This window comes from Bradyrhizobium sacchari, from assembly GCF_002068095.1.
GTDB classification, from domain to species: domain Bacteria; phylum Pseudomonadota; class Alphaproteobacteria; order Rhizobiales; family Xanthobacteraceae; genus Bradyrhizobium; species Bradyrhizobium sacchari.
In genome coordinates, this window is record NZ_LWIG01000007.1 from 276,358 (window position 1) to 302,372 (window position 26,015).

The window sequence follows — 26,015 nt, forward strand, 5'->3', positions numbered from 1 at the left end:
ACCCGCTCAACAAGGCTTGCCGTCCGCCTGATCGACCGAGGCGGACGGCGTCGTCGCGGCGAGCTGCCTAAGATAGAGACAGGCACACCTCGCGCCGCCGTCTGATCTGCATCAAGTTGCGATGCAAAAATCGCTGCAATGGTGAGACCGCTCGTTCGCGCAAATGGCGGCTGGGCACTCGTGTCTCAACATGTGGGCGCCGCCGCACGGCGTTATGAACAGATGAACTTCACTCCGGGGCGCATCGTCGCCGCGATCGCCGTCCTGCTCGCAGGCGGCGCCTATTACTACTGGCAGCACCGCGATTCCAACGCGCTTCCGGCGGGCTTCGCCCGCGGCAACGGTCGCATCGAAGCGGTCGAGATCGACATCGCCACCAAGACGCCGGGCCGGATTCGCGAGATTCTGGTCAACGAAGGCGACTTCGTACGCGCAGGCCAGGTTCTGGCGCGCATGGACACCGAGCAATTGCAGGCGCAGCGCCGCCAGGCCGAAGCGCAACTGCAGCGCGCGTCCATCAACGTCGAGACCGCCAAGAGCCTGGTGAACCAGCGCGAGGCCGAGCGCAGGGCTGCGGAAGCCGTGGTCGACCAGCGCAGCGCGCAACTCGATACGACAAGCCGCAAGCTCGATCGTTCCGAGCAATTGATCAGGACGAATGCCGTGTCGCAGCAGGTGCTGGACGACGACCGCTCCGCCAACGCCACGGCGAAAGCGGCGCTGGCCGCGGCCCAGGCGCAGGTCGCGGCCTCGGAGGCCGCGATCAGTTCCTCGCGCGCCATGGTGATCGATGCCGGCGCCTCGGTGGACGCCGCCAAGGCCGCGATCGAAAGCATCGCCGCCGATCTCAACGACAGCGTGCTGAAGGCGCCGCGCGAAGGCCGCGTGCAGTATCGCGTGTCGCAGCCGGGCGAGGTGCTCGCGGCCGGCGGCCGCGTCCTCAACATGGTCGATCTCGGCGACGTCTATATGACGTTCTTCCTGCCGACGGCGGATGCCGGCCGCGTCGCGATCGGCTCCGAGGTCCACCTCGTGCTCGACGCCATCCCGCAATATGTGATCCCGGCCAAGGCCACCTTCGTCGCCGACGTCGCGCAATTCACGCCCAAGACCGTCGAGACCGAGGAGGAGCGCCAGAAGCTGATGTTCCGCATCAAGGCGCATATCGCACCCGAACTCCTGCGCCAGCACATCGAGCAGGTGAAGACCGGCCTGCCCGGCATGGCCTATGTGCAGCTCGATCCGGCCGCGCAGTGGCCCGACAATCTCAAGACCAAGCTGACCCGATGAGCACGACTGCCGCAGCCGATGCACCGGGCCGGGCCGGCAGCGTGGTGCATCTGGAGGGCGTGGGCCTCAGCTACGGCAAGACCCGGGCGCTGGACGGCATCACCCTCGACCTGCCGTCCGGTTGCATGATCGGGTTGATCGGCCCCGACGGCGTCGGCAAGTCGAGCCTGCTCTCGCTGATCGCCGGCGCGCGCGCGATCCAGCAGGGGCGCATTCACGTGCTCAGCGGCGACATGGCGAGCTCGCGCCATCGCCGCAACGTGTGCCCCGACATCGCCTATATGCCACAGGGGCTCGGCAAGAACCTGTATCCGACGCTGTCGGTGTTCGAGAACATCGACTTCTTCGGCCGCCTGTTCGGACACGACAAGGCGGAACGAAGCCGGCGGATCGCCAGCCTCATGCGCGACACCGGGCTCACCCCTTTCGCCGACCGGCCGGCGGCTAAGCTGTCCGGCGGCATGAAGCAGAAGGTCGGCCTGTGCTGCGCTTTGATCCACGATCCCGAGCTCCTGATCCTGGACGAGCCGACCACCGGCGTCGATCCGTTGTCCCGCCGCCAGTTCTGGGAGCTGATCGCCTCGATCCGGAGGAGCCGGCCCGGCATGAGCGTGATCGTCTCCACCGCCTATATGGAAGAGGCCGCGCAATTCGATTTCCTCATTGCGATGAACGCCGGCCGCGTGCTGGCGACGGGGGCGCCAGCCGCCCTCCTGCAGCAGACCGGTGCCGCTACGCTCGACGACGCCTTCATCCGCCTCCTGCCCGAGGAAGACCGCAGCAGCCATACCGGCGTCGTGATCCCGCCGCGCAGCACGGACCATGACGAGATCGCGATCGAGGCCGACCACCTGACCCGGCGGTTCAACGACTTCATCGCCGTCGACGACGTCAGCTTCCGCATCAACAAGGGCGAGATCTTCGGCTTCCTCGGCTCGAACGGCTGCGGCAAGACCACAACCATGAAGATGCTCACGGGCCTGCTGCCGGTAAGCGAAGGCACTGCGCGGCTGTTCGGCAAGACGATCGATGCCGGCGACATGTCCGTGCGCCGCCGCATCGGCTACATGTCGCAGGGCTTCTCGCTCTATTCGGAGCTGACGGTCGCCCAGAATCTCGATCTGCATGCGCGGCTGTTCGAGCTGCCGGCGGAGACCATTGCCGGGCGTATCGACGAGATGATCGCCCGATTCGACCTTGCCGAGGTGGCCGATGCCCTGCCCGATGCGCTGCCGCTAGGCCTGCGGCAGCGGCTGTCGCTGGCGGTCGCGATGATCCACGCACCCGACATCCTCATCCTCGACGAGCCGACCTCGGGCGTCGATCCCGTCGCACGCGATCGCTTCTGGCAGATTCTCGCCGAGCTCTCGCGCAAGGACAACGTCACGATCTTCGTCTCGACCCATTTCATGAACGAGGCCGAGCGCTGCGACCGGATCTCGCTGATGCATGCGGGCAAGGTGCTGACGTCGGACACGCCTGCCGCCATCGTGGCCGCGCGCGGCGCCGCCACGCTCGAGCAGGCCTTCATCGCCTGCCTGGAAGAAGCAATCGCCGACACCTCGGATGCAGCCGGCCAACCTGCAGCCGCGGTGCCCGAACCGGCCGAGGCCACAGCGCCTCCGCGCAAGCGCAGCGGCACGTTCAATCCGACCCGCATGCTGGCCTATTCCAAGCGCGAGGCGCTCGAACTGCGGCGCGATCCGATCCGCGCCACGCTCGCGATCCTCGGCAGCGTGCTGCTGCTGTTCGTGCTCGGCTACGGCATCAGCATGGACGTCGAGAACCTGACCTTCGCCGTGCTCGACCGCGACGACACCGCCATCAGTCGCGACTACAGCCTCCAGATCGCGGGATCGCGCTACTTCACCCAGAAATCCCCGATCACCGATTATGCCGACCTCGACCGCCGCATGCGCGCCGGCGAGATCGGCCTTGCCATCGAATTGCCGCCCGGCTTCGGCCGCGACGTCAGCCGCGGCCGCCATGTCGAGATCGGCGCCTGGGTCGACGGCGCCAACCCGACGCGCGCCGAGACGCTGCGCTCCTACGCCCAGGCGATCCACGCCACCTGGCTCGCGCAGAAGGGCCGCGAGCTCTATGGCGAGGCGGCGATCGCCGGCTCCTACCAGCTCCAGCTGCGTTACCGCTACAATCCCGACGTCAGGAGCGTCGTCGCCATGGCGCCCGGAATCATCCCGCTGCTGCTGGTCATGATCCCGGCGGTGCTCGCCGCGCTCGCGGTGGTGCGCGAGAAGGAGCTCGGCTCGATCGTCAATTTCTACGTGACGCCGGTGACGCGGCTAGAATTCCTGCTCGGCACGCAACTGCCCTATGTCGTGCTCGCATTCGGAAACTTCCTCCTCCTTGTCGGCTTCGCGCTTCTCGTCTTCGGCGTGCCCTTCACCGGCAGCTTTCCGACCTATGCGCTCGCCGCCCTGCTCTACGTCACCGCCACGACCGGCATGGGGATGGTGATCTCGGCTTTCATGAACAGCCAGATCGCGGCACTGTTCGGCACGGTGCTGCTCACGCTGATCCCGGCCATCCAGTATTCCGGGCTGATCGATCCGGTGTCGTCGCTTCAGGGGTTAGGCGCGGCTATCGGGCGCCTCTATCCCACCACCTATTTCGTCACGATCTCGCGCGGCACCTTCTCCAAGGGCCTCGGTTTCGAGACGCTCCACAACGACCTGATGGCGCTCGCGATCACGATCCCGGTGCTGGTGACAGCCGGCGCCATGCTGCTGAAGAAACAGGCCCGCTGACCATGCGCATCGACAACGTGCTCCAGCTCGGCATCAAGGAATTGCGCGGCCTCGTGCGCGACCCGATGCTGCTCGTGCTGATCGTCTATTCCTTCACGATGGCGGTCTATGCCGGGGCAAGGGCGATGCCGGAGACGCTGAACCGCGCTGCGATCGCCATCGTGGACGAGGACCATTCGCCGGTCTCGTCCCGCATCGGGATGGCGTTCACGGCGCCCTATTTCTCCGAGCCACGCCTGATCTCGCAATACGAGATGGACCGGAGGATGGACGCCGGCCTCGACACTTTCGCGCTCGACATCCCGCCGGACTTCCAGCGCGACCTGCTGGCGCGGAAGTCGCCGGCGATCCAGCTCAACGTCGACGCAACGCGGATCTCGCAGGCCTTCAACGGCGGCGGCTATGTCGAGCAGATCGTCAACGCGGAGATCTCCGAGTTCCTGGCCCATACGCGCGAGGCGCAGGCCGCGCCGATCGAGCTGGCGCTGCGGGCGCGGTTCAACCCGGAACTGAAGAAATCCTGGTTCGGCGCCATCGACCACGTTATCACCTCGATCACCATGCTCTCGATCATCCTGACCGGCGCGGCCCTGATCCGCGAGCGCGAGCACGGCACGATCGAGCATCTCCTGGTGATGCCGGTCACGCCGCTGGAGATCATGGTCAGCAAGGTCTGGTCAATGGGCGCGGTGGTGCTGGTCGCCTCCGCCCTGTCGATCCTGTTCGTGGTCAAGGGATGGCTGGCGGTGACGATCGACGGATCGGTTGCGCTGTTTCTCCTCGGCGCGGCGCTGCAGCTGTTCGCCACCACCAGCATGGGCATCTTCCTCGCCACCATCGCCGGCTCGATGCCGCAATTCGGGTTGCTGCTGATCATGATCCTGCTGCCGCTGCAGACCCTGTCGGGCAGCATGACGCCGCGCGAGAGCATGCCGCAATTCGTCCAGGATATCATGCTGGCCGCGCCCAACACGCATTTCGTGATGCTGGCCCAGGCGATCCTGTTCCGCGGCGCAGGGCTCGAGGCAGTCTGGCCGCAACTCGGCGCGCTGACGCTGATCGGCGTCGTCTTCTTCCTGATCGCGCTGCGCCGGTTTCGCGCTTTTCTGGCCTGACGCGCGATGAGATTGGGACGAATCGTCGTCACGCTTTAGGTTGTCGTTTACGCATGATCTTTCCGGAAAACCGCTTCGCACTTTTCCGGATCATGCTTTAAGCGCGCGCTAGCTCAGAGCTTGTGCCCCTTCTGGCGCAGCGCCTCGATGAGGCGCTGCTTCAGTTCGTCGGCGGCCTTCTGGCTCACGTCCTGGCTGATCTGCGCGCTCGCCTGGGCCAGCGCGTCCGACTTCTCCAGGAACTTTTGGCCCGCCGGCGCTGCGTAGAAGGTGTCGATCTGGCGCAGCTCGTCCACCGTGAAAGTCTGGGCATAGAGCGCCGCGATCTGGTCGGTCATGGACGCAACGAACGGCGCATAGATCTCGGAGCCGGGTGCCGTGACCGCATCGTAGTCACGCTCGATCTCCGGCCTGTCCTGGGCGACCACGGGCCGCAGCTTGAGCAGGAGCTGCGGCAGCAATGCGCGGTACTGATCGGCGATCTTCAAGGTGACGACAAGCTTGCGCGCCGCGCTCATCGCCTCCGGCGACGGCGCCTGTGCCGATGCGCCGCAGACGAGAAGCAGGAGAGCGCCGGCGATCGTCAGCAAACGTCTGGACATTGAGCTCTCCGTTGGACCTCTCCGTGAGAGCGGTCGGTGCGAAGTTTCAGCGGCTCGCAGGGGCGACAGTGGCGGTTGCGGTGCTCTCGGCCGCCATCTCCGGCTCCTCGATCTCCGTCACCTTCACGAACAGATTCGGCACGCGCTCGGCCCGGCTGAGCAGCCAGGCGGCGCCGACCATGATGACGATGCCGACGATGGAGACGGCGAGCTGCTCCCAGATCCCCTTGCTGTACTGTGTCAGGATCCAGTGCGCCGAGAACGACAGGAACACGCCGAGGCAGAAGATCGGCAGCGAATGCTGGCCGCAGAGGATCACGGGGCGCAGCCAGGGTGCTTGCAGCGCCCGCCATTTGCGCGAGATGAAATGCGTCACCCAGATCGCCAGCGCCAGGAAGTGCGTGAAGCGCAGCATGTCGAGGTCGGTCTTGTCGATCGGGTAGATCAGCTTGATCATCCATTTCGGGACCAGGGCCTCGAGCGCATGGACGTGCCAGGTCATCACGATCAGCAGCGCGAACACCAGCCACGCCGCCGCGAGCGCCATCGCCGTCCTGGACCAGACCCATTTCGCGATCTTTTCGACCTGGCCTATGCCGCACCAGGCCGCGAACACGAACATCAACTGCCAGCAGAACGGGTTGAAGTACCAGTGGCTGCCGGGCGGATAGGACGCCACGTTCCAGTCGAACCAGCGCGACAGCATATAGAGCACGACAGAGCCGGCGAGCGTCAGGTTCGGCCGGCGCACCAGGCACCACACGATGAAGGGCGAGGCGAACACCAGCGTGATGTAGAGCGGCAGCACGTCGAGATTGACCGGCTTGTACTTCAGGACGATCGCCTGCCCGATCAACTCGTCCGGATGCGACAGGAAATTGAACACGTTGAACTCGTGCTCGTACATCGGATTGTCGAAGCGGCGCGCAGTGCGGGCGATCTGCGCGGTGAACAGGAGGAACAGCATGATGTGGGCGACATACATCTCGGCCGCTCGCCGCCACAGCCGCTTGAGCGCGGCGAGAAACCAGCCGCCCGCGACGATCGGTCCGTAGATCCAGCCGACCAGATAGCCGGAGATGAAGACGAAGAACTCGGCGGCGTCGCTGAAGCCGTAATTGCGCAGCGTCAGCCAGGCCACGACGTCGTGCGGGATGTGATCGAGGAAGATCATCCACAGCCCGATGCCGCGAAACAGATCGAGCCGCAGATCGCGCTCGATCGGTGCGAGGAGTGCAGACTGGTCTCGTGTGATCATGGCCCCCGCCTCTTCGGGTGGGCGTCGCGCCATGGCGGCGCCGGCAAAATGGAATGCTAAAAAATGCAAATCAAAAGGTCACCTGACCCTGTGGCCAGCTGCCCGCCCACGGTAGCCGACCCCTGTGTCCGCGCAAGGGACTTCGTCAGTGCGACGCGGCGACCACTGCCGAGCCGCACCCGATTCAAAAAACATCGAAAACAACCCCATGCACAGTAGAACGGCCGCGACAAACCCTTGATATCATTACGAAATAAAAGAGCCATCCTGGGCAGGAAAAACGGTGTGGCGGTACGATCGCACGCCAAAACCGTTGAACGCCAAAGATCAGGTCAGCTCGTCGCCCCTGGGGCGAGCATCTCGTTCAGCATCGCCTCGGCCTTCTGCTTGAGCGGCAGCGCGCCGTTGTCGGAGGCGATCGCGATCGCCGCGCGCAAGGCGGCCAGGACCGCGACCCTGTTCGCCTCGTCCGAGGCCGGGGTCACCATGGCCTCGCCGACCAGCGCCTCGGCCTCGAGGCCGGAAAAGCCCTGCTGGCGGGCGGTGTTGCGGGCCTCGCGCAACATGTTCTGCGCGGCCTGGACATCGCCGAGGCGGTGGGTGGCGAGCGCAAGATAGATCGAGCTGCGCAGCACCGCCGAGGTGTAGCCGACCGCCTTCGCCTCCTCGCGCGCCTCGGCCAGCATGCCGCGCGCCCGGTCGAACAATCCCTGCTCCAGATAGGCGATGCCGAGGTGGCAGGCGAGCACCGGCACGAACAGCCGGATGCCGTGCTTCTGCGCCAGCACGAAGCCGTCTTCGAGGATGGCAGCGGCCGCCGCCGGATCGCCCTGGCCGAGCTTCAGCCAGCCGCCGCTGTAGGCGGCACCGACCCGGTCGTAGGGACGCCCGGTCTCCTCGGCGATCGCGGCCGCTTCGCGCTCGAGCTGCTCGGCGGTATCGAGTTCGCCCATGACGGTGTGGGTGAAGCTCTTCATCATGCAGCAGAGGAGGAGCGTATGTTTCGGGGGTGTGCCAATGGGTGGGCTGGAATCCGGTCCCTTCAACTGAATTCGGACACGCGCGAAAGCTTGCTCGGCCGCCTGATAGCGCCCCGCGAGAAAATAGGCCTGCCCGAGGCCATATTCGGCGGCATTCAGCCAGCCGAGATTGCCCCACTTCTTTGCAAGGACGATCACATCCTCGCTGATCGCAACTGCCTCGGCAGGCGTGCCATAGAAGTTTTGGGCCGCAGCCGAGACTGTCATCGCAGCAACCTTACGCTCGATATCATCGATCGCGTCGGCGCGCCGCTCGGCTTCCTTTCCGTGATCCAGCCACTCGGATACCTGACCGGATGCCATGAATGCCAAACGCGCCTCCAGCCGGAGATCGATCGCATTTGCCTCCCGCGAACGAGTCAGGTCCGTCTTGTCGAGAGAATTCATCGCGATCACGAAATAATTGGCCGCATCGGCAAACGCCGAGCGCGCGAAACACTTTAGCGCGGCTCCTTTGCCGTGGAGAAACGCCTTCTGCCAATCCTTCGCCCGGGTCGCGTGATAGCAGAGCGTGTCTGGACCATCGGCCCATGCCTCATCGGTCTCGAGTGCCGCGAGAATACCTGCATGGATACTTTCGCGCACCTTTTCGATCATCGAATCGTAGGTCACCTGCCTGACCATCTCGTGCCGAAATTCGAGCGAGTCCTCGAGCTCGCTATCGATCCTGACGAGCAGCTCCGCCCGGTCGAGCGCCGTAAGGCAACCCTGAAAGACGTCTTCCGGTAAGGCCGCCACTTTCCGCAGCATGGCCTGGTTCGCCCGGGGTCCAAGCGCCGCGGCTATCTGGAGCAGCGATCGCTCCTGTCGTGACACGCGATCGAGCCGCGCCGCGATCACGCCCTGAATGCTGCTGGGAATGCCGAGCTCATCGATAGGACGGGCCAGAGAGAGGTCGCCCCACTGGCCGAGAAGCATACCGCTGTCCTTCAGACTGCGGCAGACCTCCTCGATGAACAACGGAACGTTGGCCGTGTGAGAGATGATCCGGTTCTTCAGGTCCGCGTTCGACGTCGCAGGTCCAAGCATCTCCGCGAGCATGGCGCGGCCCGAATCGTCGTCGAGGGGCCGGATCGCAACGATTTCGGCCTGACAGCGCGCGATCCACACTGGCATTCCATTCGGCCGGGTCGTCAGTAGCACGAGCAGATCAGGGCATTGCAGCCCAGAGAGGATGGCCACGACCGCATCGCTGGCCCGGTCGATCCAGTGCACATCCTCGATCAGCAGGACCGTACGCTGGCGACGGGCGACGGCCTCGACCAGCGCGCAGCTCGCATCTGAGATTGCGCGCCCGCGCGCGTGAGGCCCCAATTCGTCCCATTGAGGATCGGAAATCGGCAGGTCCAACACGGCATCAACGGCTCGTTGCTGTATCGCCGGCAACGCATCTCTGAGATCGTCCGCCCTTGCTGGATCTCGCGCAGCAGCGTCAAGGATTGACTGCAACACTCGCTTGAGGGCGCTGTAAGGGGCGCCCTGGAGATTCGGGCTACACTCCGCATCGATCAACCGCCAGCCGCTGGCGCGGAGGTCCTGCACAAACTCATGTGCCAGGCGGGACTTTCCAATCCCGGCATCGCCCATCAACAAAACCGTCTGACGATTTATGGCAACCCCTTCAGCAGCGCGCCGCAGCAGCACGCGCTCCGTCGCGCGATCGACAAACCGCGAGACGCTGCGTGCGCGGCGCACCCGCCAGCTTGAAAGATCACTGGCGCCCAGAAGCCGGTACACGGGAAGCGGTTCGTTGAATCCACGTAACGCCTTGCGACCGAGAAAGTCGAAACGGACGTGCCCTTCCGCAAGCTTCTGGCAGGCTTCCGACGCATAGATCTGATTGGCCTCGGCCGCCCCCTCCAACCTCGCGGCAAGATGCTGGGCAGCGCCACCGATCTCGTAAACCTTGGAGAACTCGCTCGCGACCATGTAGGCGACGACATGGCCAGAGTGGAGGCCGACCCGAACCTGCAGCCCGGCATCACCCAGGCCGACAACGCGCCGGACCAGCTCGATCGCCGCGTGGCAGGCGAGCGGAGCGTGATTGTCGTCGGCGATCGGAGCGCCGAATACGGCAGCCAGCCCGTCGCCCAGCTCCTTGCTGACGATACCGCCGAACTGGCGCACCGCGCCTCGCATGGCTGCGAGTGCAGGTTCAAGCCGCGAGACGGCCTCTTCGGGCTCCAGCTCCGCGACCAAGCCTGTCGAATCGATCACATCGGCGCGAAGAATGGTGACGAACCTGCGCTCGCTCTCTGGGTCTTCCCGCCGGTGGACCGCGGCACCGCATTTTGGGCACCGATCATCAGCTTGATCGATCGTCGACTTACACGTCAAACAGTGCATTCGAGCGCCTTCAATGTCTCGGGAAGATGGTTGGTCATCCCCGCGAGCGATGGATACCAAGATTACCAGTCGAGGACTTCTTAGCAATGAGCTCTGCTGCCTTGCTAGACGAAGCACAGCCGCCGATGGTACTTTCCGGAATCGATCAGTAACGAGGCATGAGTTTTTCGCTGCGCCAGAGCACCGCTGGGGCGGCTATTTTTGCAGAATTTTCCCGGGGCAGCGAAGTCATTACAGGAATGGGGCGATGGGCACCAAGACCTACAACGGCAAGCAGTTCAGAGACTTGATGAACAGCAACTACTACCCGCTGGCGAACATGAAGAAGAGCGTGGCGAAGCTCAAGGCATCGGACGACATCGATCTGCCGACCCTGGAATACGGCCAGTACCATCTGATTCTGACGCCGGCCTCGAAGTGGCCGGAGGGAAGCGCCAAGTACTGGCACAAGGAGAAGGGCCGGGCTCGTCTCGACCTCAGTACCCAGCCGAACACGGTCCCCCTCTCCAGGGATGAGCCGGGCGTGATCCCCCTGACGCGATGCGACCTGCTCGATGCGTGCGTGCGGAAGTGCTTCAATTCCGAGCCGCCGATCCCGATGAAGACCAACATCATCACCCACGCGGCCAGCGATGCCTTCGCCCACCGGCACGAGATCCGGCTGGAGTGGGAGTACAAGAAGGGCTCGGACAAGCCGACGCTGCTCCATCTGACGATGGTCTGCCCGCACAGGGGCTGATCAGAAACATTCTGACAATCATTGACGCCCGTGCACCAAAGACGCGCGGGCGTTTTGTTTTGCCCGCGCCGCGGCGTGGTCGCAGCTGTCGGGGCGCGCCGCCGCAGGTGACGTTTTCAACCGGCCACGGCCCTCGTCTGCTCAGAACTGCAAGACATGAGACTCTGCGCGCGCCACAGAGCCGCCGAGCAGGCAGCCAACGGGCCTGCTGCCAGCGAAGCCGAGGCGCACCCGGATCTCGGACAACGCCCCCATGGCCCGCCCCTGCATGATGGTGATCCTTTCGCTGTCGCGTTCGACCAGTCCGTTCCTGAGCAGTCCGAACGCGAGCGCCGCGGCGGCGATGCCGGTGGCGGCATCTTCCGGATAGCCCGACGATTTCGGAAACTGCCGCGCCTCGAAGCGCCGTTCGCCCTGATGGTCCACGGCGTAGGGATAAAGACCGGTGGACCCGATCCGTCCGCAACACGCTTCGATCCGCGCGGGGGCCGGCACCAGTCCGTTGAGCTCGCGGACGCCTTTCATCGGGATCAGCGTCTTCACGCGCGACGTGACGGCGTTCTGGATGGGCAGGTCGAGCAGATCGCGGCGCGACAGCTTGAGCACCGACAGAACGTCTTCCTCTTCGGCACGCGAGAGATCGACGACCTTGCCGACAGGCTGGCTGATCTCGACGGACGGCTCAGCCGAGCTGCCACGATCGACATAGCCTGTCACAGCGCCGCTGCGCGTCTCGATGCGGACCTGATCGCCGGACAACAAGCCCTTGGTCGCGAGCAGCCACAGCGCGCCGATCGTCGCGTGACCGCACATCTCCATCTCGTGGCGCGGCACCCAGAAGCGGAAGGCATAGTCGGTGTCAGGGCTCGCTGCCGGCAGGACGAAGCCCGATTCGTGACCGAAGTGTCGGGCCACCGACTGCATTGCCGTGTCCGCAAGGTTCGAGGCGTCCACGACGATCGGACACGGATTGCCGCCACGCCCCATATGCGTGAACACATTGACGAGCTCGACCTCGGTCATTGGATAGCTCACCTGACGATTGCCGCATCACTCTGAAAACAAAAACGGCCCGCATCAAGCGGGCCGTTTTCGTATCGGATCCGGTCAATCCGAATTTGGTTGCGGGGAGGCGCAACACCCGATTGTTGCGATTGGTAGAACAAGAAATTCCCTGGCCCGTGGCATGAACGATCCCGACCTGGGAGCCTAGTTTCTGTACGTCACGGAACACCCTCTAAGTTATTGATTTTTCTTGCCATCGCATATGATGCCGACACTGCTCACGACCCTTGAGGCGCTGGCGACGGTGCGGTTCGAAACACCGCCCGGCAAACAGCTGCAGATCGATTTTGGCGAGCGGCTGGTCGAGATCGGCGGCAGCAAGGTTCGTGCCTACCTGTTCGTCGCCACGTTGTGCTACTCGCGCCGGCACCATGTCAGGGCATTCCGCGACGAACGGCAAGAGAGCTGGTTCGATGGCTTGGAAAGCGCCTCGTGAAGTTTGGCGGCGTGCCCGAGGAAGTGCTGTTCGATAATGCGCGTGCGCTGGTCGTGGAACACAATGCCGCCACGCGCACCATCGTGTTCAATGACAAGCTGACCGCGTTTGCCAATCACTGGGGCTTCTGGCCACGGGCCTGCGCGCCATATCGGGCGCGCACCAAGGGCAAGACCGAGAATGGCGTCGGCTACGTCAAGCGGAACGCGGTCGCCGGCCGCAGCTTCCCGAGCTGGGAAGCCTTTGAGGCGCACCTTGAGGCTTGGACGCGGGAGATCGCCGACCTACGCCAGCATGGCACGACTGGCGAAGCACCGATGGAGCGCTTCAGGCGCGCTGAGGCGCATGCGCTGAATCCCATCGTCGGGAGGACGCTCTTCCAGGCCGCACGTGATCTGATCCGGCGCGTGCGGGCCGACTGCGCGGTCGAGATCGATGGCAACGCCTACTCTGTGCCATGGCGGCTGATCGGCGAGACGGTGAGAGCGACGATCGCCGATGGCCTGGTGCGCAAGGGCCGTACCTATCGGTATGCTTGGCGAGGTGGGCCACGGCCGCGAGGTGAACCTGGATCGCCGGAATTCATCGCTTCCTACAACGAAGCGGTGGAGCACCGGCGCACGCCTGACAAGGCCCGTTTTCGCTTCGTGGTCGGACTACAAAAGCCGCGAGTTCAAGAAGCTTTCGCCATCGACGCGAGAGGAAGGGGGAAAATGGCTCGACCGTATCCTCGATCATTTTGGCGACCTACGCATAGCTCAATTCGATCGACCGGAAAAAATCCGGCCGCTCATTCGCCGTTGGCATGACAAGTGGTCAGACACTCCGCGTACCGCCGACTATGGTCTGCAGGTGCTATCGCGAGTGCTCGCGCACGCCGTCGAAAGCATCAGTCTCCAATGATAACTATGATCCCGCGAGCTTGTTCGGTCTTGTCGATAGCTGAAAAGGCGGTTTCGATACGAAGAAGTTAAAGCTCTCGTCCGATTGGGTTAGTCTGTTCCAGCCTGAACAATTCAACGACCCGTCACTATGCGTCTGTGACGACAGGAGCAAAGAAAGCGCGGACTTCATTTTTGCGGATGCACCCAATCGTCGGGTCGTATTGGTGCATGCCAAACAGGGGACGGGTTTCCGCTAGCGCGGATGCATGCATGGGAGAGCCACGGCCCGACATAGCCGCCTTCGACAACGCTTGGCCCGCGCGCTCAGCCTCGCGCTGAGCTGATGAGGAAGCGGCTGCCTTGTGGGACTTACGCCGCCTGGAAGTGCAATTGTGGAACGGCCGCGACCAGCTTTCTCGTATAGGGTTGCCGAGGCCGTAAAAATACCTCGTCTGCTCCGCCGGCTTCAACTGCCTCGCCATGATTCATGACAAGAACACGGTCGCTCAGGTGGTGCACGACCCCGAGATCATGCGAGATGAATAGATAGCTGACGCGCAAATGAGACTTGAGGTCGCCAAGCAGATCGAGAATTTGCGCCTGAATGGATACATCAAGTGCCGCGACCGGCTCGTCACACACGATGATTCTGGGGCGCGGAGCAATCGCGCGGGCGATCGCAACCCGCTGGCGTTGACCTCCCGACAGTTCGAGTGGGCGCCTGGTCCTGAAGCTCGGCGACAGGCCCACAAGATCAAGCAGCTCGCTGACCTCGGATTGTCGACTGGTTCTGTCGAGGGGATCTCCCCGGCGTCTTGCCAAGGCATCATCAATGACGCGCTCGATGGTCCAGCGCGGATCGAATGAACTTAGAGGGTCCTGGTAGATTACTGAGATATCCGATCGCCGGTGGCGGCGCTCTTTCTCCGTCGCTGCAGTCCACGGCGCGCCTTGAAGCGTCACCTCTCCTTCATCAGGCATTTCGAGCGCGAGCGCCATGCGTGCGACAGTCGTCTTCCCAGACCCTGACTCTCCGACTATACCGAGCGTCTCGCCATGGCCGAGGCTGAACGAGACATCATTGACAACGGTACGTAGCTTGCCATCTGGTCCACGAAAGCGCTTGACGACCCGTTCCGCCTCAAGCAGCGGCCTACTACGCTGTGCGATATCCGATTGGGTCAGCTCTCTGACCTCTTCGCCTTCAGCCGAGATGAAGCGCGGCGCCTTAGAGGACGAAAGACGGCTCCCGCGCGACCGGACGGATGGGATCGCCTTCAGAAGGCCTCGGGTATAATCATGTCTCGGATCACCAAAAATCTGTTCTGCCGAGCCATGCTCGACGATTTCGCCGTGTCGCATCACGATGACTTCGTCGGCCATCTGCGACACGACGGCAAGATTGTGGCTGATGAGGATCATGGCCTTCCCCCGTTCACGGGTTTCGCTGAGCAGATCCAGGATCTGCGCCTGGATCGTGACGTCCAGCGCGGTCGTGGGCTCATCTGCGATCAAAAGAGCTGGATCAAGAGCGATTGCCGTCGCAATCAAGGCTCTTTGCCGCTGCCCCCCGGACAGCTCATGTGGAAGCTGCCGCGCCTTGACCGCCGGCTCGGGCACGCCCACGAGCTTCAGAAGGTCAACCACCCGTTCCGTCAAGTCTGCGCGTGTCCTGATTGCACGGTGAACAAGCAGTGTTTCACCGATCTCCTTGCCAACCGGTCTTAGCGGATCGAGCGACACCAGCGCGTCCTGTAACACGAAGCCGATGTGCTTGCCGCGCAAAGCTCTCCATTCTTCGTCCCCCAGGCGATCGATATTCTTTCCCTGAAAAGTCAGGAGGTCAGCTTGGACATGAGAACGCGCCCCGGTAAGACCAACCAACGTCCGAGCCGTAACGCTCTTGCCTGACCCCGATTCACCGACGATCGCGACGCACCGGCCTTCCTCAACCGTCAAGGAGACTCCCTTTACCACAGCTCGCCGCGAATGCGCCGGCCCGAAGGAAACGTTGAGGTTTTGTACCGTGAGCAACGGGGAGCTCACCGGGGGCAGTGTGGCATCTTGCCTGAAAGAGGCTGCGGGATAGGTCACGTTCATGGAAGCTCGATCCTTCTTTCCAGGCGTTGCTGCACGTACTGGCCGAGAACCGTCACTGAGAGCGCGAAGGCAGCGATGGCAATCCCGGGCATGACCTCGAGCCACCATGCATAGATCACGTAGTTGCGCCCAGCATTGAGCAATGCGCCCCATTCTGATGACGGGGGCGCTACTCCTAAGCCGAGAAACGAAAGGCCGGATGCCCAAATGATGGCTTGCCCGATACCCAGCGTGAACATTGTCGCAAGTGGGCTGATTGCGTTGGGCAAGATATGCTTGAACAGGATATCCTTGGGCAAATGGCCCAACGCCTTTGCCGCCTCAACATATCCGGTCGCTTTGACCCTCAGAACCTGCACCCTCACCATGCGTGCATATCCTGGCGATGTTCCAATGCCGACGGCGATAATCAGCGTCGAGACCGAGGTGCCCAACAACGAAACGAAGAGAAGCGCAAGGAACAGAGTGGGGAGAGCGAATAAGGCGTCGAACAGCCGGCTGAGCACATTATCGATCCAGCCCCCAGACAGGCCCGCCGTCACGCCGAGTATGAGCGCGATGGCGAGGCTCAGCGCAGTCGCACCCAGCCCAATTGAGAGAGACTGACCTGTCCCCGCCACGATACGGGAATAGAGATCCCGTCCGGACTGGTCTGTCCCCAGCCAGTGCGCCCTTGAGGGGGCCTTGAGAGGTGACATCAAGCCTAGCGCCAACGGGTCATGCGTCTGAAGCAGTTTCGGCGCCATCCCTGCGACGAGGAAGAAGGCGGTGAAGAAAGCCGCGACATAGACCGGAATCGGAAACCTACGGGCGCCCGTCAGCACTCTTGCAATTATGAACGCTTTTGCATGTCCGGCGGAGCTAGTGGCGAAACTCATGCCTCTTTCATCCTGGGATCGATGAGCCGCACCGTGAGATCCACGAACAAGCTGGTAGCGACAAACAGCGCAGCTGAAACCAGAATCACCCCTGAGACGACCGGGATATCGCGTGTGGACGTGGCCGTGACAAGGACGCCGCCCAGCCCCTGGCGGCCGAAAACCGCTTCGATCAATACCGCGCCGGACAGCAGCTTGCCTATGATCCAGCCAGAAAGGGTAATCCCGGGCAAGGCAGCATGGCGCAGAGCGTGGCGCAGGCGGACACTGAAATCTCCTGTGCCGCGCATTCTTGATGAAGTGATGAAAGGCTGATCAAGAACCCGCGTGAATTCACTCAGGACCGCTTGACCAAGGAAACCGTAGATTTCCAGGGCCAGTGCCATCGTCGGCAGAACGAGGCCCATGAGCGTGTTGCCGCCGACGACAGGAAACAAGCGAAGCTGGATCGCGAAAACGACCAGCAGGATTGTCCCCAGCCAATAGGGCGGGAGTGTTGCGAGGAAGGCTTGAAAGCCGCCTAGCGCCTTGGACCATATGTTGTCACGCCCGGCGAAAAGAACTGTAGTCGTGATGGTGATGATCCAAGCAGTCAACATCGCGGCAAAGGCGAGTGCAATCGTCGGTCCGATCTGGCGCGCAATCAGGTCCGTGACAGGTTGATATTGAACGTAAGACTGCCCAAGATCTCCGTGCATCACATCCCTTATATACTTTCCGTATTGCACGATGACGGGTTGATTGAAGCCATATCTGGCGTTGATGGCGAGCAGCTGGTCCCGAGGAATCTCTCCCACGTTTCCAGTATTTGCGTTGAAGATGATCTGGGCGCGTTCTCCGGGCATCAGAAACTGCACAAAGAAGGTGAATGTCGCGGCGGCCCAGACCACAATCAGGCCGGACAAGAGCCGCCGCGCCAGCCAAAAGCTTCGATTGCCTATCGTCTTCACCGCATTCATTTCTTGCCGGTGAAATATGCGTCCGAGAAAACGGGCTCGCCCACCGACCCGCTGTCGAGCCAGATGTCCTTCACATTATCGGCCAAAGCGAGGGTGACATCCAAAATCGTGTAACTCACGGACGGCGCGTTCTCGACGATCCGCCGTTCGGCCTGCTGATAAAGCGCGATGCGCTGCGCCTTGTCAGCGGCCTGTTCGGCCTTCTGGATGATGTCCCACAGCGGCACATCCTGATAGCGGGATGGATTGAAGGGATTGCGTACACCATTCAGGTCCGGCTTGTACGAAATCCGATAGATCTCGGCGCCGGGCGCAACCCAATACAGGGGAACGATCTCATAGTCATTTGGACCAAAATTCTTTCCCGCCCAGAAATCAGCCTGGTTGGTGGGCTGGAGGCGCACGTCGAACCCTGCAGCCTTTGCTTGCTGCTGGATGATCTGCAGGACCTGATCGCCATCCGGAGGCGAAAAGGCGTTGGTGTAGGTGATGCGTATGATCAGCGGCTTGCCGTTCTTAGCTCGGATGCCGTTTGCATCGCGCTCCGTCCAGCCGGCCTCATCGAGCAGCTTGTTCGCCTTCTCGATGTCATAGGAATAGGATTTTGAGAGGTCGCTGACATATTCCGGGGAACTTTGGCTCAAAGCGAAATTGCCCTCATAGGGCAGCGAGCCGAGAAAGGCCGCTTGCACGGCAGCACGCCGGTCGGAGGAATAAGCAAAAGCCTGCCTGACACGTACGTCGTCGAACGGCGGTCTCTCCGAGTACAACGCAAGCCGAAGCGGCGTTCCACCCGTCAGGTGACGCACGATCTTGAAGTGGGAATTAGCGTCCTGCCAGTTGACGGCCGGGATATGATAGACGACGTCGGATTCGCCGGTCAGAAGCGAGCCATAGCGTATCGTGGGGTCAGCGAGAAAACGCCACTCGATGCCCTCGACATAGGCTGGGCCTTGATGCTTGGCGGTGGCCGGCGCCGAATTATAGTTGGGGTTTCGACGAAATATGACGTTCTTGCCGCGATTCCATTTCTCCACGATGAACGGACCTGATCCCACCGGGCTTTCGCAGTTCACAGCCTTGCCGCTCTTCAGCGCTCTCGGCGACAGGATACCTTGCGATGACTGCGCAAAGACATTCAGCAGCGGCTCGAATGGCGTCTTCAAGGTGATCTTGAGCGTCAGCGGCCCGGTCACCGCCGCGGATTCGAAGACGCCCTTGAGATAAGGGCCGGCTGTGGGGTTCTCCAGCTCCGGATTGTCGCTCAGCCATCCATTGATGTTATCGACGACCGCCTGGGCGTCCAGAGTAGTCCCGTCCGTGAATTTGACGTCGGGCTTGATCTGGAAGGTGTAGGTTTTTCGGTCATCCGAAACGCTCCAGGCGGTCGCAAGCCAAGGCAGGATCCTTCCGTCTTCAGCCCTGGCGACCAGATTGTCGCTGAATTGACGCTGCAGGTACCATTGCTGCACCCAGCCACCATAGAGGCACGGCGGTTCCTGGAAGTGACCGTACCGGATGATCCCGCCCGATTGTGGCTTGCCAGCAGAAGCATCTTCCGCCTTCACGGCATCCGCTATGGTAAGGCCAGACATCGCGACGGCGATGATTGCGGCGTGAGACTTCAGACGACACTTCAGATCTTTGAGAAGAAACGCCGAACGAACGGCAGCCGGCTTAGACATGATAAGCTCCGAATGTGAAGGGAGAAGAACTCAGGCGGCGGAGACCTGCTCGGTGCGCTCGCCCGGCAGAGGAATGCCAAGATGCTCGCGCAGCGTTTCGCCGCGATAGTCCGAACGGAACAGGCCGCGCCGCTGCAGAATGGGAACAACATGATCGACGAACGCAGGCGTGCCGTCGGACAGAACATCCGGTATGACGTTGAACCCGTCCACCGCGCCAGAGCGGAACCACTCTTCGAAGGAAGCGGCAATCTGCTCCGGCGATCCGACCAGCACCCGGTGACCGTAAGCAGGCGCCTCGACGATGATCTGGCGGACGGTTTTGCCGGAGCGCACGAGCGCTTCCACAGTGCGATACTGGCCGATGGAAAAAGCCGCGTCCGCATGTCGCGGCAGTAAGTTGGGGTCGATTGGTTCGTCGATCTTCAGCCTTTCGGCAGGAATACCGAAACGACCGGACAGCGCATCAAGGGCAACGTCAAAGTTGATAAGGTCGTCAAGCTCTGCCTTGCGCTTGATGGCTTCCTCTTCCGTTCCGCCAACGAACGTGACGACGCCCGGCAGGACAAGGGGCGCCCTTCGTCCATGTTGAGAAGCAAACGACCTGAGGCGATCGGCCTCGCGCAAGGCGATTTCCAAATTGCCTGTCGATGAGAACACGGCATCGGCGCTTCGCGCCGCAAACTGAAGCCCTTGATCCGATCCGCCGGCTTGGAAAATAACCGGCCGCCCCTGTCTTGAGCCCGGATGTGTCAGGGGCCCACTGATGTCGAAGAACTCGCCGGCATGCCTCGTCGTCCGCAGCCTGCTCGGATCACCAAACCGCCCGGACGCTTGGTCCAGAATAAGGGCGCCTTCTCCCCAGCTATGCCAAAGGGTTCGCACGGCCTCCACGAATTCTTCAGCGCGGCGATAACGGTCATCACGGGATTGCTCGTGGCCGCCGAAGCTCCTCGTCGTATAGACATTGGATGTCGTAACTGCGTTCCAGGCCGCGCGGCCGCCACTGACAACGTCAAGCGACTGGAATCGGCGCGCGAGGTTATAAGGCTCGTTGTACGTGGTGGATGCCGAGCCGATCAGACCGACAAATCTTGTTTCTCGTGCGATGCTAGCAAGCGTAATCGTCGGCTCGATGCCATTGAGGGGCGGGCTTTTGTCGATTGCCGGATTGAGCGCTGGCGTGTCGGCGAGGAAAACCGCGTCGAGCTTTCCACGCTCGGCGAGCTTTGCGGCTCGCACGTAATGCTCAATATCGTAGAATGCTCCAGGAGGATTTCCGGGCCACCGCCACGCTGCTGCATGACCCCCAGCGCCATGCAGGTTCAGGCCAAGGTGAAGCTCACGTTCAAGCGGCGACGTCATACGATATATCCGCCACGGGTAATGGTAAGCCGGAAGCTCAAAAACGTCATCGCACTCTTCTCAATCTTCGGTAGCCATGAGCGCGTCATGGCGCTTCAACATTGTTGAGGAGCCGACCAGCGTCAACCACGCAGGAAAAATAAGAATGCCTGTTTCGCTTCGTGCCGCCGGATAATTGATTTTTGTTGGGGATGCATCACCGCGCGGAACGATAAACTCCGTAACTGAGAAGTCCCATCTTTCTGGTTTGCAGTCGCATAGGTGGAGCGACGCAGCCCAACCTGTGCCCCGCGCAAAACGATTGTACCTCAGGCGCATGCCTCCCGGAACTGAAGGGCGCGATCGTGTCGCAATCAAGCTTACGCGTTTTGATGTTCAGGACGGAAGCCGCTCAGAATTGCTGCTCGCCCTGGCCTGGCAAGATGATGGCGCCTCGGGCTGTGAAGTTTCTAGGTCGCCAAAAAACCGAGCCATCATCGGGGCAAAGAGTTGCAAGAGATCACCGATCGGCTGTCCGTATCGATCGGCTCTGCTCGTTAACGTTTTGGGCGTGCGCCGGGGCGCATCGCCTTGAGAGAAGTGGCACCCGCAGGAGCGTGAGCATAGCGACGCTTACGCGGGACCAAGTGGAGCGACGAGACCGGTTGATAGGGCCCCAAGTGGCGATGGCTTGGGTCTTGATCCGGTCGCACTCCTTCTTCCAAAAGAGGTCGCCGGCCCGCTGCGCCATGCGAACAAAGTGTGCTGTCGGCTCGCCTTCCATCAACCCATTGCGAAAGAACTGGCAGCCCCTATGGCGAAGTTGCCTGCTTGCATATTGCTGTACAATCGGCCGGTTCCATCGTCGGAGCCATCGTATCGACTGTAATACTGCTAAAACATAATCTGGTGATTGGGCTTTCTGAATGTCCGATCCGTCGAAATAGCCTTTTGGAAAAAATATAAAATCGGTAGCGAGAGATCTGAAGACTTCCCAGCCCTCTTCGAATGCCTTTGAAGCCTAATCAGTTCTGGTCGTTTTCCGGGGGGCATGGAAGGGACGCAATGAGCGGGTTAGGTTTTCAAAAGGCAGCTTGGAACGTAACTGGGGTCTTGGTACTCGAACAATTGGATCCTTCCGACCGAAGTAAGTTGCTGGCCGAGAAAGACCGAAAGTGCGAACGGCCCATAGAAGAACAGCCTGGTCGTGCGGAGCTGACGGACCTTCAGCAGCTTGCCAAGCTCTTCCCGGACGGCCATTGCCATAGCGACGGCGTCGCCATCGCCGCCGATGGACTGCGCTCCCTGGCTCGGCGGTGCCATGAATACGAACGCATTAGGCGCCTGACCGGTGGACTCAACGTACCGCATGACATCCGTGCGGCCATCGCCACGAATGTTCAAGCCAAGAACGAGATCGGCACCACTTGGGTCGGCCTCGGTGATTTCCGTCTGCAGGACGTAACCGGGCGTCGGCGTCGCGTCCGAGCGCCAAAAATCCTTTGCGGGCGGCTGCGGGATTTCGAACGCCCAGCTGCCCACCGCCGGGAAGGTTGCGCCGAGAGCGATGCCGGTTGAGAGGGCACATTTTCCGCGGAACCGTATGGTACGCACGGCGCCCGCTGCCATAATCTGTTTCCTCAAGGCATCGAGTTGCGGGACAAGTTCATTTGTCCAGGCATTGGGCGAAGGCACTTTGCGCGACCCGCGGTCAAAGAGAGGCGTCCAATCCAACTCGTAGTCCGCTGGCGGTGTGAATGCTTCCTTCGTCCAGTTGTGAACCCAGAGCGTAACGCTGGCTTCTGCGGACAAGTCAGTGAGAACCGCAGAACGCAACAAAGTCTCGAGCGACGACTTGTCCAGGACGACGCCTTTGCTGGCGCCAATCTTGCGCAGCAAAGCATCGTAAGCGGGCAGAACCATCGCTCGAATCTTACTTGCGAATTCAGGGTGGTCGAGGATCCTGCCGATGAAGTGATCAAGCGCCTTCTCATCGTGCGCCAGATAGCCATAGCCGACGTCGATGTAAACTTTCGCGTGGATGAAGGCGATGTCCTCGTCGCTCAGACCCACGTTCCGCATGCGCTCGTCGACGCCGTGCTGAGTCTGCGCGAGTGCCGAAGGCTCGTCGTCATAGAAAGGCTTGGCGTTCCGGAGGCGAGAAAGTCCCGTTTCAACAGGCCGCATCTGCGGCGAAAGACTTGGGCACGCCAGCCGGAATTCCTGATAGACGCCTGGCATATCCGCCTCAAAACCACGAAACGTCGCGATGACCTCCTTGAATTCGGCGGGCGCGACGTCGTGGTCCTTGGTCTGAATGTGCTTTCGGCGCGACTTTCCGTTTTCAAGATAACGGATGTCGATGTCGCCCGTACCTTCCGTGAAGAGCTGGTGAAAGGTGCCATCCTGTAGCCACATCGGCAGGTGGCACACCGTATAGCGGGTCTGGAAATCAAAGCCCTTACCAGCATTAATCCCGCCCATCGCCTCGGGCGAGAGGAGCGATCCCTTATCATCCGGCGATCCAGAGGTGGTTTTGCCCATTCGCCACTCCGCCTATTACTTGTCGCCGCGCAATCTCGATACCATCGCATCAGCCATTATTAACTCCGAGCCGATTGTGGTCATGCAATCTCACGAGATCGGGAACTTAGGACCAAACAATGCTCGCCAAGCCTTTAGCGAGTCGCCCTGGCGTCCTTTGCGACTCAGATCAATAGCAAATGCAGCATCCCGTTCGGCTGCACGCAGGAGCGTACGTGCGCGCTCCTTTCGGGCCTGGTCCATGCCGTCGCTAATCGGCGGCCCCAGCCCTGCCGGATCCGGCCATGTGTCGAAGATGCGGTCGGCGAGCGTCGCGAAGAAGCCTTGAATCTCGCGGTCGAAGCTCCCACCGAAACCGCCGTGAAGCACTTCGAGGGCCATCACCTCGATCAAGAAAGACGGCTTAACCGGCTTCTCCCCGTGCTTGGGGTTGTTGTTCCAATATTTTACCATGCGAACGAGGCCCTTCCACTCGCTGGAATAGGCTTGATGAGCCGCTGTGGCTTTTTCAGCATGGGTCTTTGGGTTGGTCTTGATCCACCTGCCGAGATCGTTATCCGGAATCTCGTAATCGCCACCGGCCTCAAAGGCGGGCACGGCGTCCACGCTCATAATCCGGTAGTCGGTGTTGTCCTCCGCGTCAACATGCACACCGAAGTCGACATTGATCGAACGGCCTTGCTTCTTTGCGGCTTTATCCCCGTATTTCTTGACAAGCGCGTCGTGGAAGTCGGCGAGCACGACTGAAGGCGACTTGGAACGATAGTCGTGCTTATTCGGGTTAAGCACAAAGAAAATGTCGACGTCCTTGAGCGGCTTAGTCTTGGTCCAGCGCGCGTAGGAACCCGTTAGGAAGTCGCTGCTGATGGAAAACTTCGTGTCCAGGTAGTTGCGGACTTCCTTTTCACGAGAGGACGCATTGTCCTGTTCGCGCTGGTTCAGCTCCAGCTTGCTCTTGAACTTGCGAAACGCTTCGTTGGTCGTGAGCATCAGGCCCTCCTCAAATACGACGTGCTGCCGCTAAGGCCGCTATGCTCGACGGTCGTCCCCACACTTTGGCGAATCATACCTTCGGTAGACCGCACGGTCCCCTTGCCCCAGCCGGCGATGTCGTGCCGGCCCGGCTTGTTTTGTAGCCATAGCTCGTACTTCGCTTCGCTCGGAGCCAGCCCAGCTTTGCGAATTGCGTATTTGAGTGCTTCCGTGTCAGTCCAGAAGCTCCCATCGCCGCCGGTCCAGCTATAGGAAATCTCGATCTTCCATTGGAACAGGAGTTGGCCATTCTTGGGGTTATAGATGTCAAGCATCACGCTTTGAAGATCACCCGACTGGAGCCAGCCATTGACCCCGCGCATATACAAGTCCCAGTCCTCAACAAAGGCGGCCGGATCGAGCCCGCTAAGGCGAATGATGTCTTTGAGGCTTTTCAGGATATTTTCGGCCACATAAGTGACCGAGTGCGTGTAGGAGTAAACGGATACGGCGACTGCGGTCATGATTCGAGCAATCCCTTGAGGTCAGGCACAAGCGAGACCTGTGCGGTCACCGCCGCCGGCTCGTCTTGGTCAGCGGCTACGCTGGCGTTGAGTTCACGCGCGGTGATACGCGAGCTATGCTTTTTGAGCGCGCGCTGCACCCAGTCGAGTTCGTCGGGATCGCACGGCAAGGAAACCGCCCAATCGCCCTTCAGGGCATCGTAGCCGAGCGCGGCTTCGTTCGCGTCCGAACCATCCACGGCATCATCATCGAAAAGGCAGTAAACGCGTGTGCGTGGCCCGTCGCAGGTCGCGACGATCGCGTGATCTTTCGGCGACCGATCCGAGATGATACTGGCAGCGATGCCCACAACATCCAGCAATTCCTTGCGTGCGGGGTGCGTGGCGCCAGGCGCCAACAGGTCGACGACCGCATGCCAGGTTTTGGTAGAATCGCGCGCCGGTGTGCTGACAAAGGTGCGGCGGGAAACGGTACTCATGGGTCAGCACTCCGCGGCCGCGCGGCTCGCCTTCGCGGCTTTGGCAGCCGCGAGGATTTGCGCGAGCGTCAGGTTCCCGGGCGCGGTAGCCGTTTCAAGGTTCGTGGCAATGGCGCTACCCACCATCTTGCGGATCGCCCGGCCATCCAGGCCGACGCATGCCGCTGCGCAGTCCGCAAATCCCGGCGCGTTCACCAGCTTGCCGATCGCGGGGTAAAAGGCGCCGAGGCCGATGAGGCAATCCTTCAGGATGTCGGCAGAGGCTTCCTTGTTTGGCAGCGGGATTTCGAGGATCAAGTCGCAGCGGGAGGTAAACGCGCTATCTACCGCACGCGGGAAGTTGCTCGTTGCGACAAACAGGAGGTTCGGATAGCGCTCGGCAAGCGCATCGAGTTGAACTAGCACCGCATCGGTGGCACGGTGCACGTCAACGGGGTTGGCATCCATGCTCAACTTGGCGCGATCGGCGGCCAGGGTCTCGACTTCATCCAGGAGCACAACAACAGGCCCGCCGGCAGCAGCTTCGGCGATGGCTTGCGCGAACAACTCGGTCACGGCCCGCTGGCTCTTCCCCAGCGATGAGCTCGCGAGCTGGTGCGGCTCGACCTCCATCAGCCGGAATTTGTCGTTGGGGAACGCTTTGGCCACCCGATGCGCAAGGCCGCGCGCCAGCGAGGTCTTGCCCGTGCCGGGCGGCCCCACCAACAGAATCACCCCATGCAGCGGGAGCACGTTGCGGCTGACTTTGCTCCGCATCGAGAAATTCAGGACGGCCTGAGCCAACAGCTTCTGCTTGACCGCCGGATCAAGGATGATCGAGGTCCAAAGCGCGCCGAGGCCGTCGTCTGGGAGAGGAAGTATGCGCTGGATACCCTTGGGCAGCTCGATTTCAGCGGCGAGAATTTTCAACTGGGCCGTCACATTTGCCTCCGGTTGCGGTTGCGGGTTCTCGCAAGCGAGAGGGCCCAGTTGGGAGTCGCCAACCCG

Annotated in this window: 18 protein-coding genes and 1 pseudogene; 5 read left to right on the forward strand and 14 right to left on the reverse strand. The window is 61.7% G+C overall.

The window, feature by feature from the left end; translation table 11 throughout:
• Positions 1-222 precede the first annotated feature (222 nt).
• The 3 genes from A5906_RS07720 to A5906_RS07730 are packed head-to-tail and all read left to right on the forward strand — an operon-like array spanning position 223 to position 5,173.
• A complete protein-coding gene (locus tag A5906_RS07720; RefSeq protein ID WP_080135218.1) occupies positions 223-1,290 on the forward strand; it encodes an HlyD family secretion protein in 1,068 nt (355 codons plus the stop codon).
• Positions 1,287-4,058 carry a ribosome-associated ATPase/putative transporter RbbA gene (gene rbbA / locus A5906_RS07725; protein ID WP_080134642.1) on the forward strand — a complete coding sequence of 924 codons (2,772 nt, stop codon included), beginning with the start codon at positions 1,287-1,289 and terminating at the stop codon, positions 4,056-4,058. The genes A5906_RS07720 and rbbA overlap by 4 nt, the downstream gene beginning before the upstream one ends.
• 2 nt (positions 4,059-4,060) lie before the next feature.
• Entirely contained in the window at positions 4,061-5,173 is a 1,113-nt protein-coding gene (locus tag A5906_RS07730) for an ABC transporter permease (protein ID WP_080134643.1), read from the forward strand.
• A gap of 113 nt (positions 5,174-5,286) precedes the next feature.
• Here A5906_RS07730 and A5906_RS07735 read toward each other — a convergent pair whose 3' ends face one another.
• The 3 genes from A5906_RS07735 to A5906_RS07745 all read right to left on the reverse strand — a co-directional run bounded on the left by A5906_RS07735 (position 5,287) and on the right by A5906_RS07745 (position 10,419).
• On the reverse strand, positions 5,287-5,775 hold the full coding sequence (locus tag A5906_RS07735) for a DUF2059 domain-containing protein (protein ID WP_080134644.1): 489 nt from the start codon (positions 5,773-5,775) through the stop codon (positions 5,287-5,289).
• A 46-nt stretch (positions 5,776-5,821) separates the two neighbouring features.
• Complete coding sequence (locus tag A5906_RS07740; protein WP_080134645.1) at positions 5,822-7,033, reverse strand: OpgC domain-containing protein; 1,212 nt, start codon at positions 7,031-7,033, stop codon at positions 5,822-5,824.
• A 332-nt stretch (positions 7,034-7,365) separates the two neighbouring features.
• A complete protein-coding gene (locus A5906_RS07745) occupies positions 7,366-10,419 on the reverse strand; it encodes an ATP-binding protein (RefSeq protein ID WP_080134646.1) in 3,054 nt (1,017 codons plus the stop codon).
• 247 nt (positions 10,420-10,666) lie between these two features.
• On the opposite strand from A5906_RS07745, the gene A5906_RS07750 reads away from it, so the two are divergent.
• Entirely contained in the window at positions 10,667-11,158 is a 492-nt protein-coding gene (locus A5906_RS07750) for a hypothetical protein (protein WP_080134647.1), read from the forward strand.
• A 141-nt stretch (positions 11,159-11,299) separates the two neighbouring features.
• Here A5906_RS07750 and A5906_RS07755 read toward each other — a convergent pair whose 3' ends face one another.
• A complete protein-coding gene (locus tag A5906_RS07755; protein ID WP_080134648.1) occupies positions 11,300-12,181 on the reverse strand; it encodes a PhzF family phenazine biosynthesis protein in 882 nt (293 codons plus the stop codon).
• Positions 12,182-12,461: 280 nt separating this feature from the next.
• Here A5906_RS07755 and istA point away from each other — a divergent pair.
• A pseudogene (gene istA / locus A5906_RS07760) lies at positions 12,462-13,168 on the forward strand (IS21 family transposase); the annotation flags it as partial.
• Positions 13,169-13,912: 744 nt separating this feature from the next.
• Here istA and A5906_RS07765 read toward each other — a convergent pair.
• The 10 genes from A5906_RS07765 to A5906_RS07810 form a co-directional block, all read right to left on the reverse strand.
• The gene (locus A5906_RS07765) at positions 13,913-15,643 is read right to left on the reverse strand and encodes a dipeptide ABC transporter ATP-binding protein (protein WP_186465156.1); all 1,731 of its coding nucleotides are present in this window, start codon (positions 15,641-15,643) and stop codon (positions 13,913-13,915) included.
• The gene (locus tag A5906_RS07770) at positions 15,640-16,521 is read right to left on the reverse strand and encodes an ABC transporter permease (RefSeq protein WP_080134649.1); all 882 of its coding nucleotides are present in this window, start codon (positions 16,519-16,521) and stop codon (positions 15,640-15,642) included. The genes A5906_RS07765 and A5906_RS07770 overlap by 4 nt, the downstream gene beginning before the upstream one ends.
• Positions 16,518-17,480 carry an ABC transporter permease gene (locus tag A5906_RS07775; RefSeq protein ID WP_080134650.1) on the reverse strand — a complete coding sequence of 321 codons (963 nt, stop codon included), beginning with the start codon at positions 17,478-17,480 and terminating at the stop codon, positions 16,518-16,520. The genes A5906_RS07770 and A5906_RS07775 overlap by 4 nt, the downstream gene beginning before the upstream one ends.
• Positions 17,477-19,165 carry an ABC transporter substrate-binding protein gene (locus A5906_RS07780; RefSeq protein WP_080134651.1) on the reverse strand — a complete coding sequence of 563 codons (1,689 nt, stop codon included), beginning with the start codon at positions 19,163-19,165 and terminating at the stop codon, positions 17,477-17,479. Before A5906_RS07780 ends, A5906_RS07775 begins: the two co-directional genes overlap by 4 nt.
• A gap of 30 nt (positions 19,166-19,195) precedes the next feature.
• Positions 19,196-20,530: an NtaA/DmoA family FMN-dependent monooxygenase gene (locus tag A5906_RS07785; protein ID WP_080134652.1), complete on the reverse strand. Its 1,335-nt coding sequence runs from the start codon at positions 20,528-20,530 to the stop codon at positions 19,196-19,198.
• A gap of 1,053 nt (positions 20,531-21,583) precedes the next feature.
• Positions 21,584-23,053, reverse strand: a complete 1,470-nt coding sequence (locus tag A5906_RS07790) for a dsDNA nuclease domain-containing protein (RefSeq protein WP_080134653.1) — start codon at positions 23,051-23,053, stop codon at positions 21,584-21,586.
• Between the two features lie 90 nt (positions 23,054-23,143).
• Positions 23,144-24,043 carry a CBASS oligonucleotide cyclase gene (locus A5906_RS07795; RefSeq protein ID WP_080134654.1) on the reverse strand — a complete coding sequence of 300 codons (900 nt, stop codon included), beginning with the start codon at positions 24,041-24,043 and terminating at the stop codon, positions 23,144-23,146.
• Positions 24,043-24,549 carry an HORMA domain containing protein gene (locus tag A5906_RS07800; protein ID WP_080134655.1) on the reverse strand — a complete coding sequence of 169 codons (507 nt, stop codon included), beginning with the start codon at positions 24,547-24,549 and terminating at the stop codon, positions 24,043-24,045. Before A5906_RS07800 ends, A5906_RS07795 begins: the two co-directional genes overlap by 1 nt.
• Entirely contained in the window at positions 24,546-25,028 is a 483-nt protein-coding gene (locus A5906_RS07805; RefSeq protein ID WP_080134656.1) for a hypothetical protein, read from the reverse strand. Before A5906_RS07805 ends, A5906_RS07800 begins: the two co-directional genes overlap by 4 nt.
• A gap of 3 nt (positions 25,029-25,031) precedes the next feature.
• Positions 25,032-25,949, reverse strand: coding sequence for an AAA family ATPase (locus tag A5906_RS07810; RefSeq protein WP_245326628.1), 918 nt, complete (start codon positions 25,947-25,949; stop codon positions 25,032-25,034).
• Between the last annotated feature and the right edge of the window lie 66 nt (positions 25,950-26,015).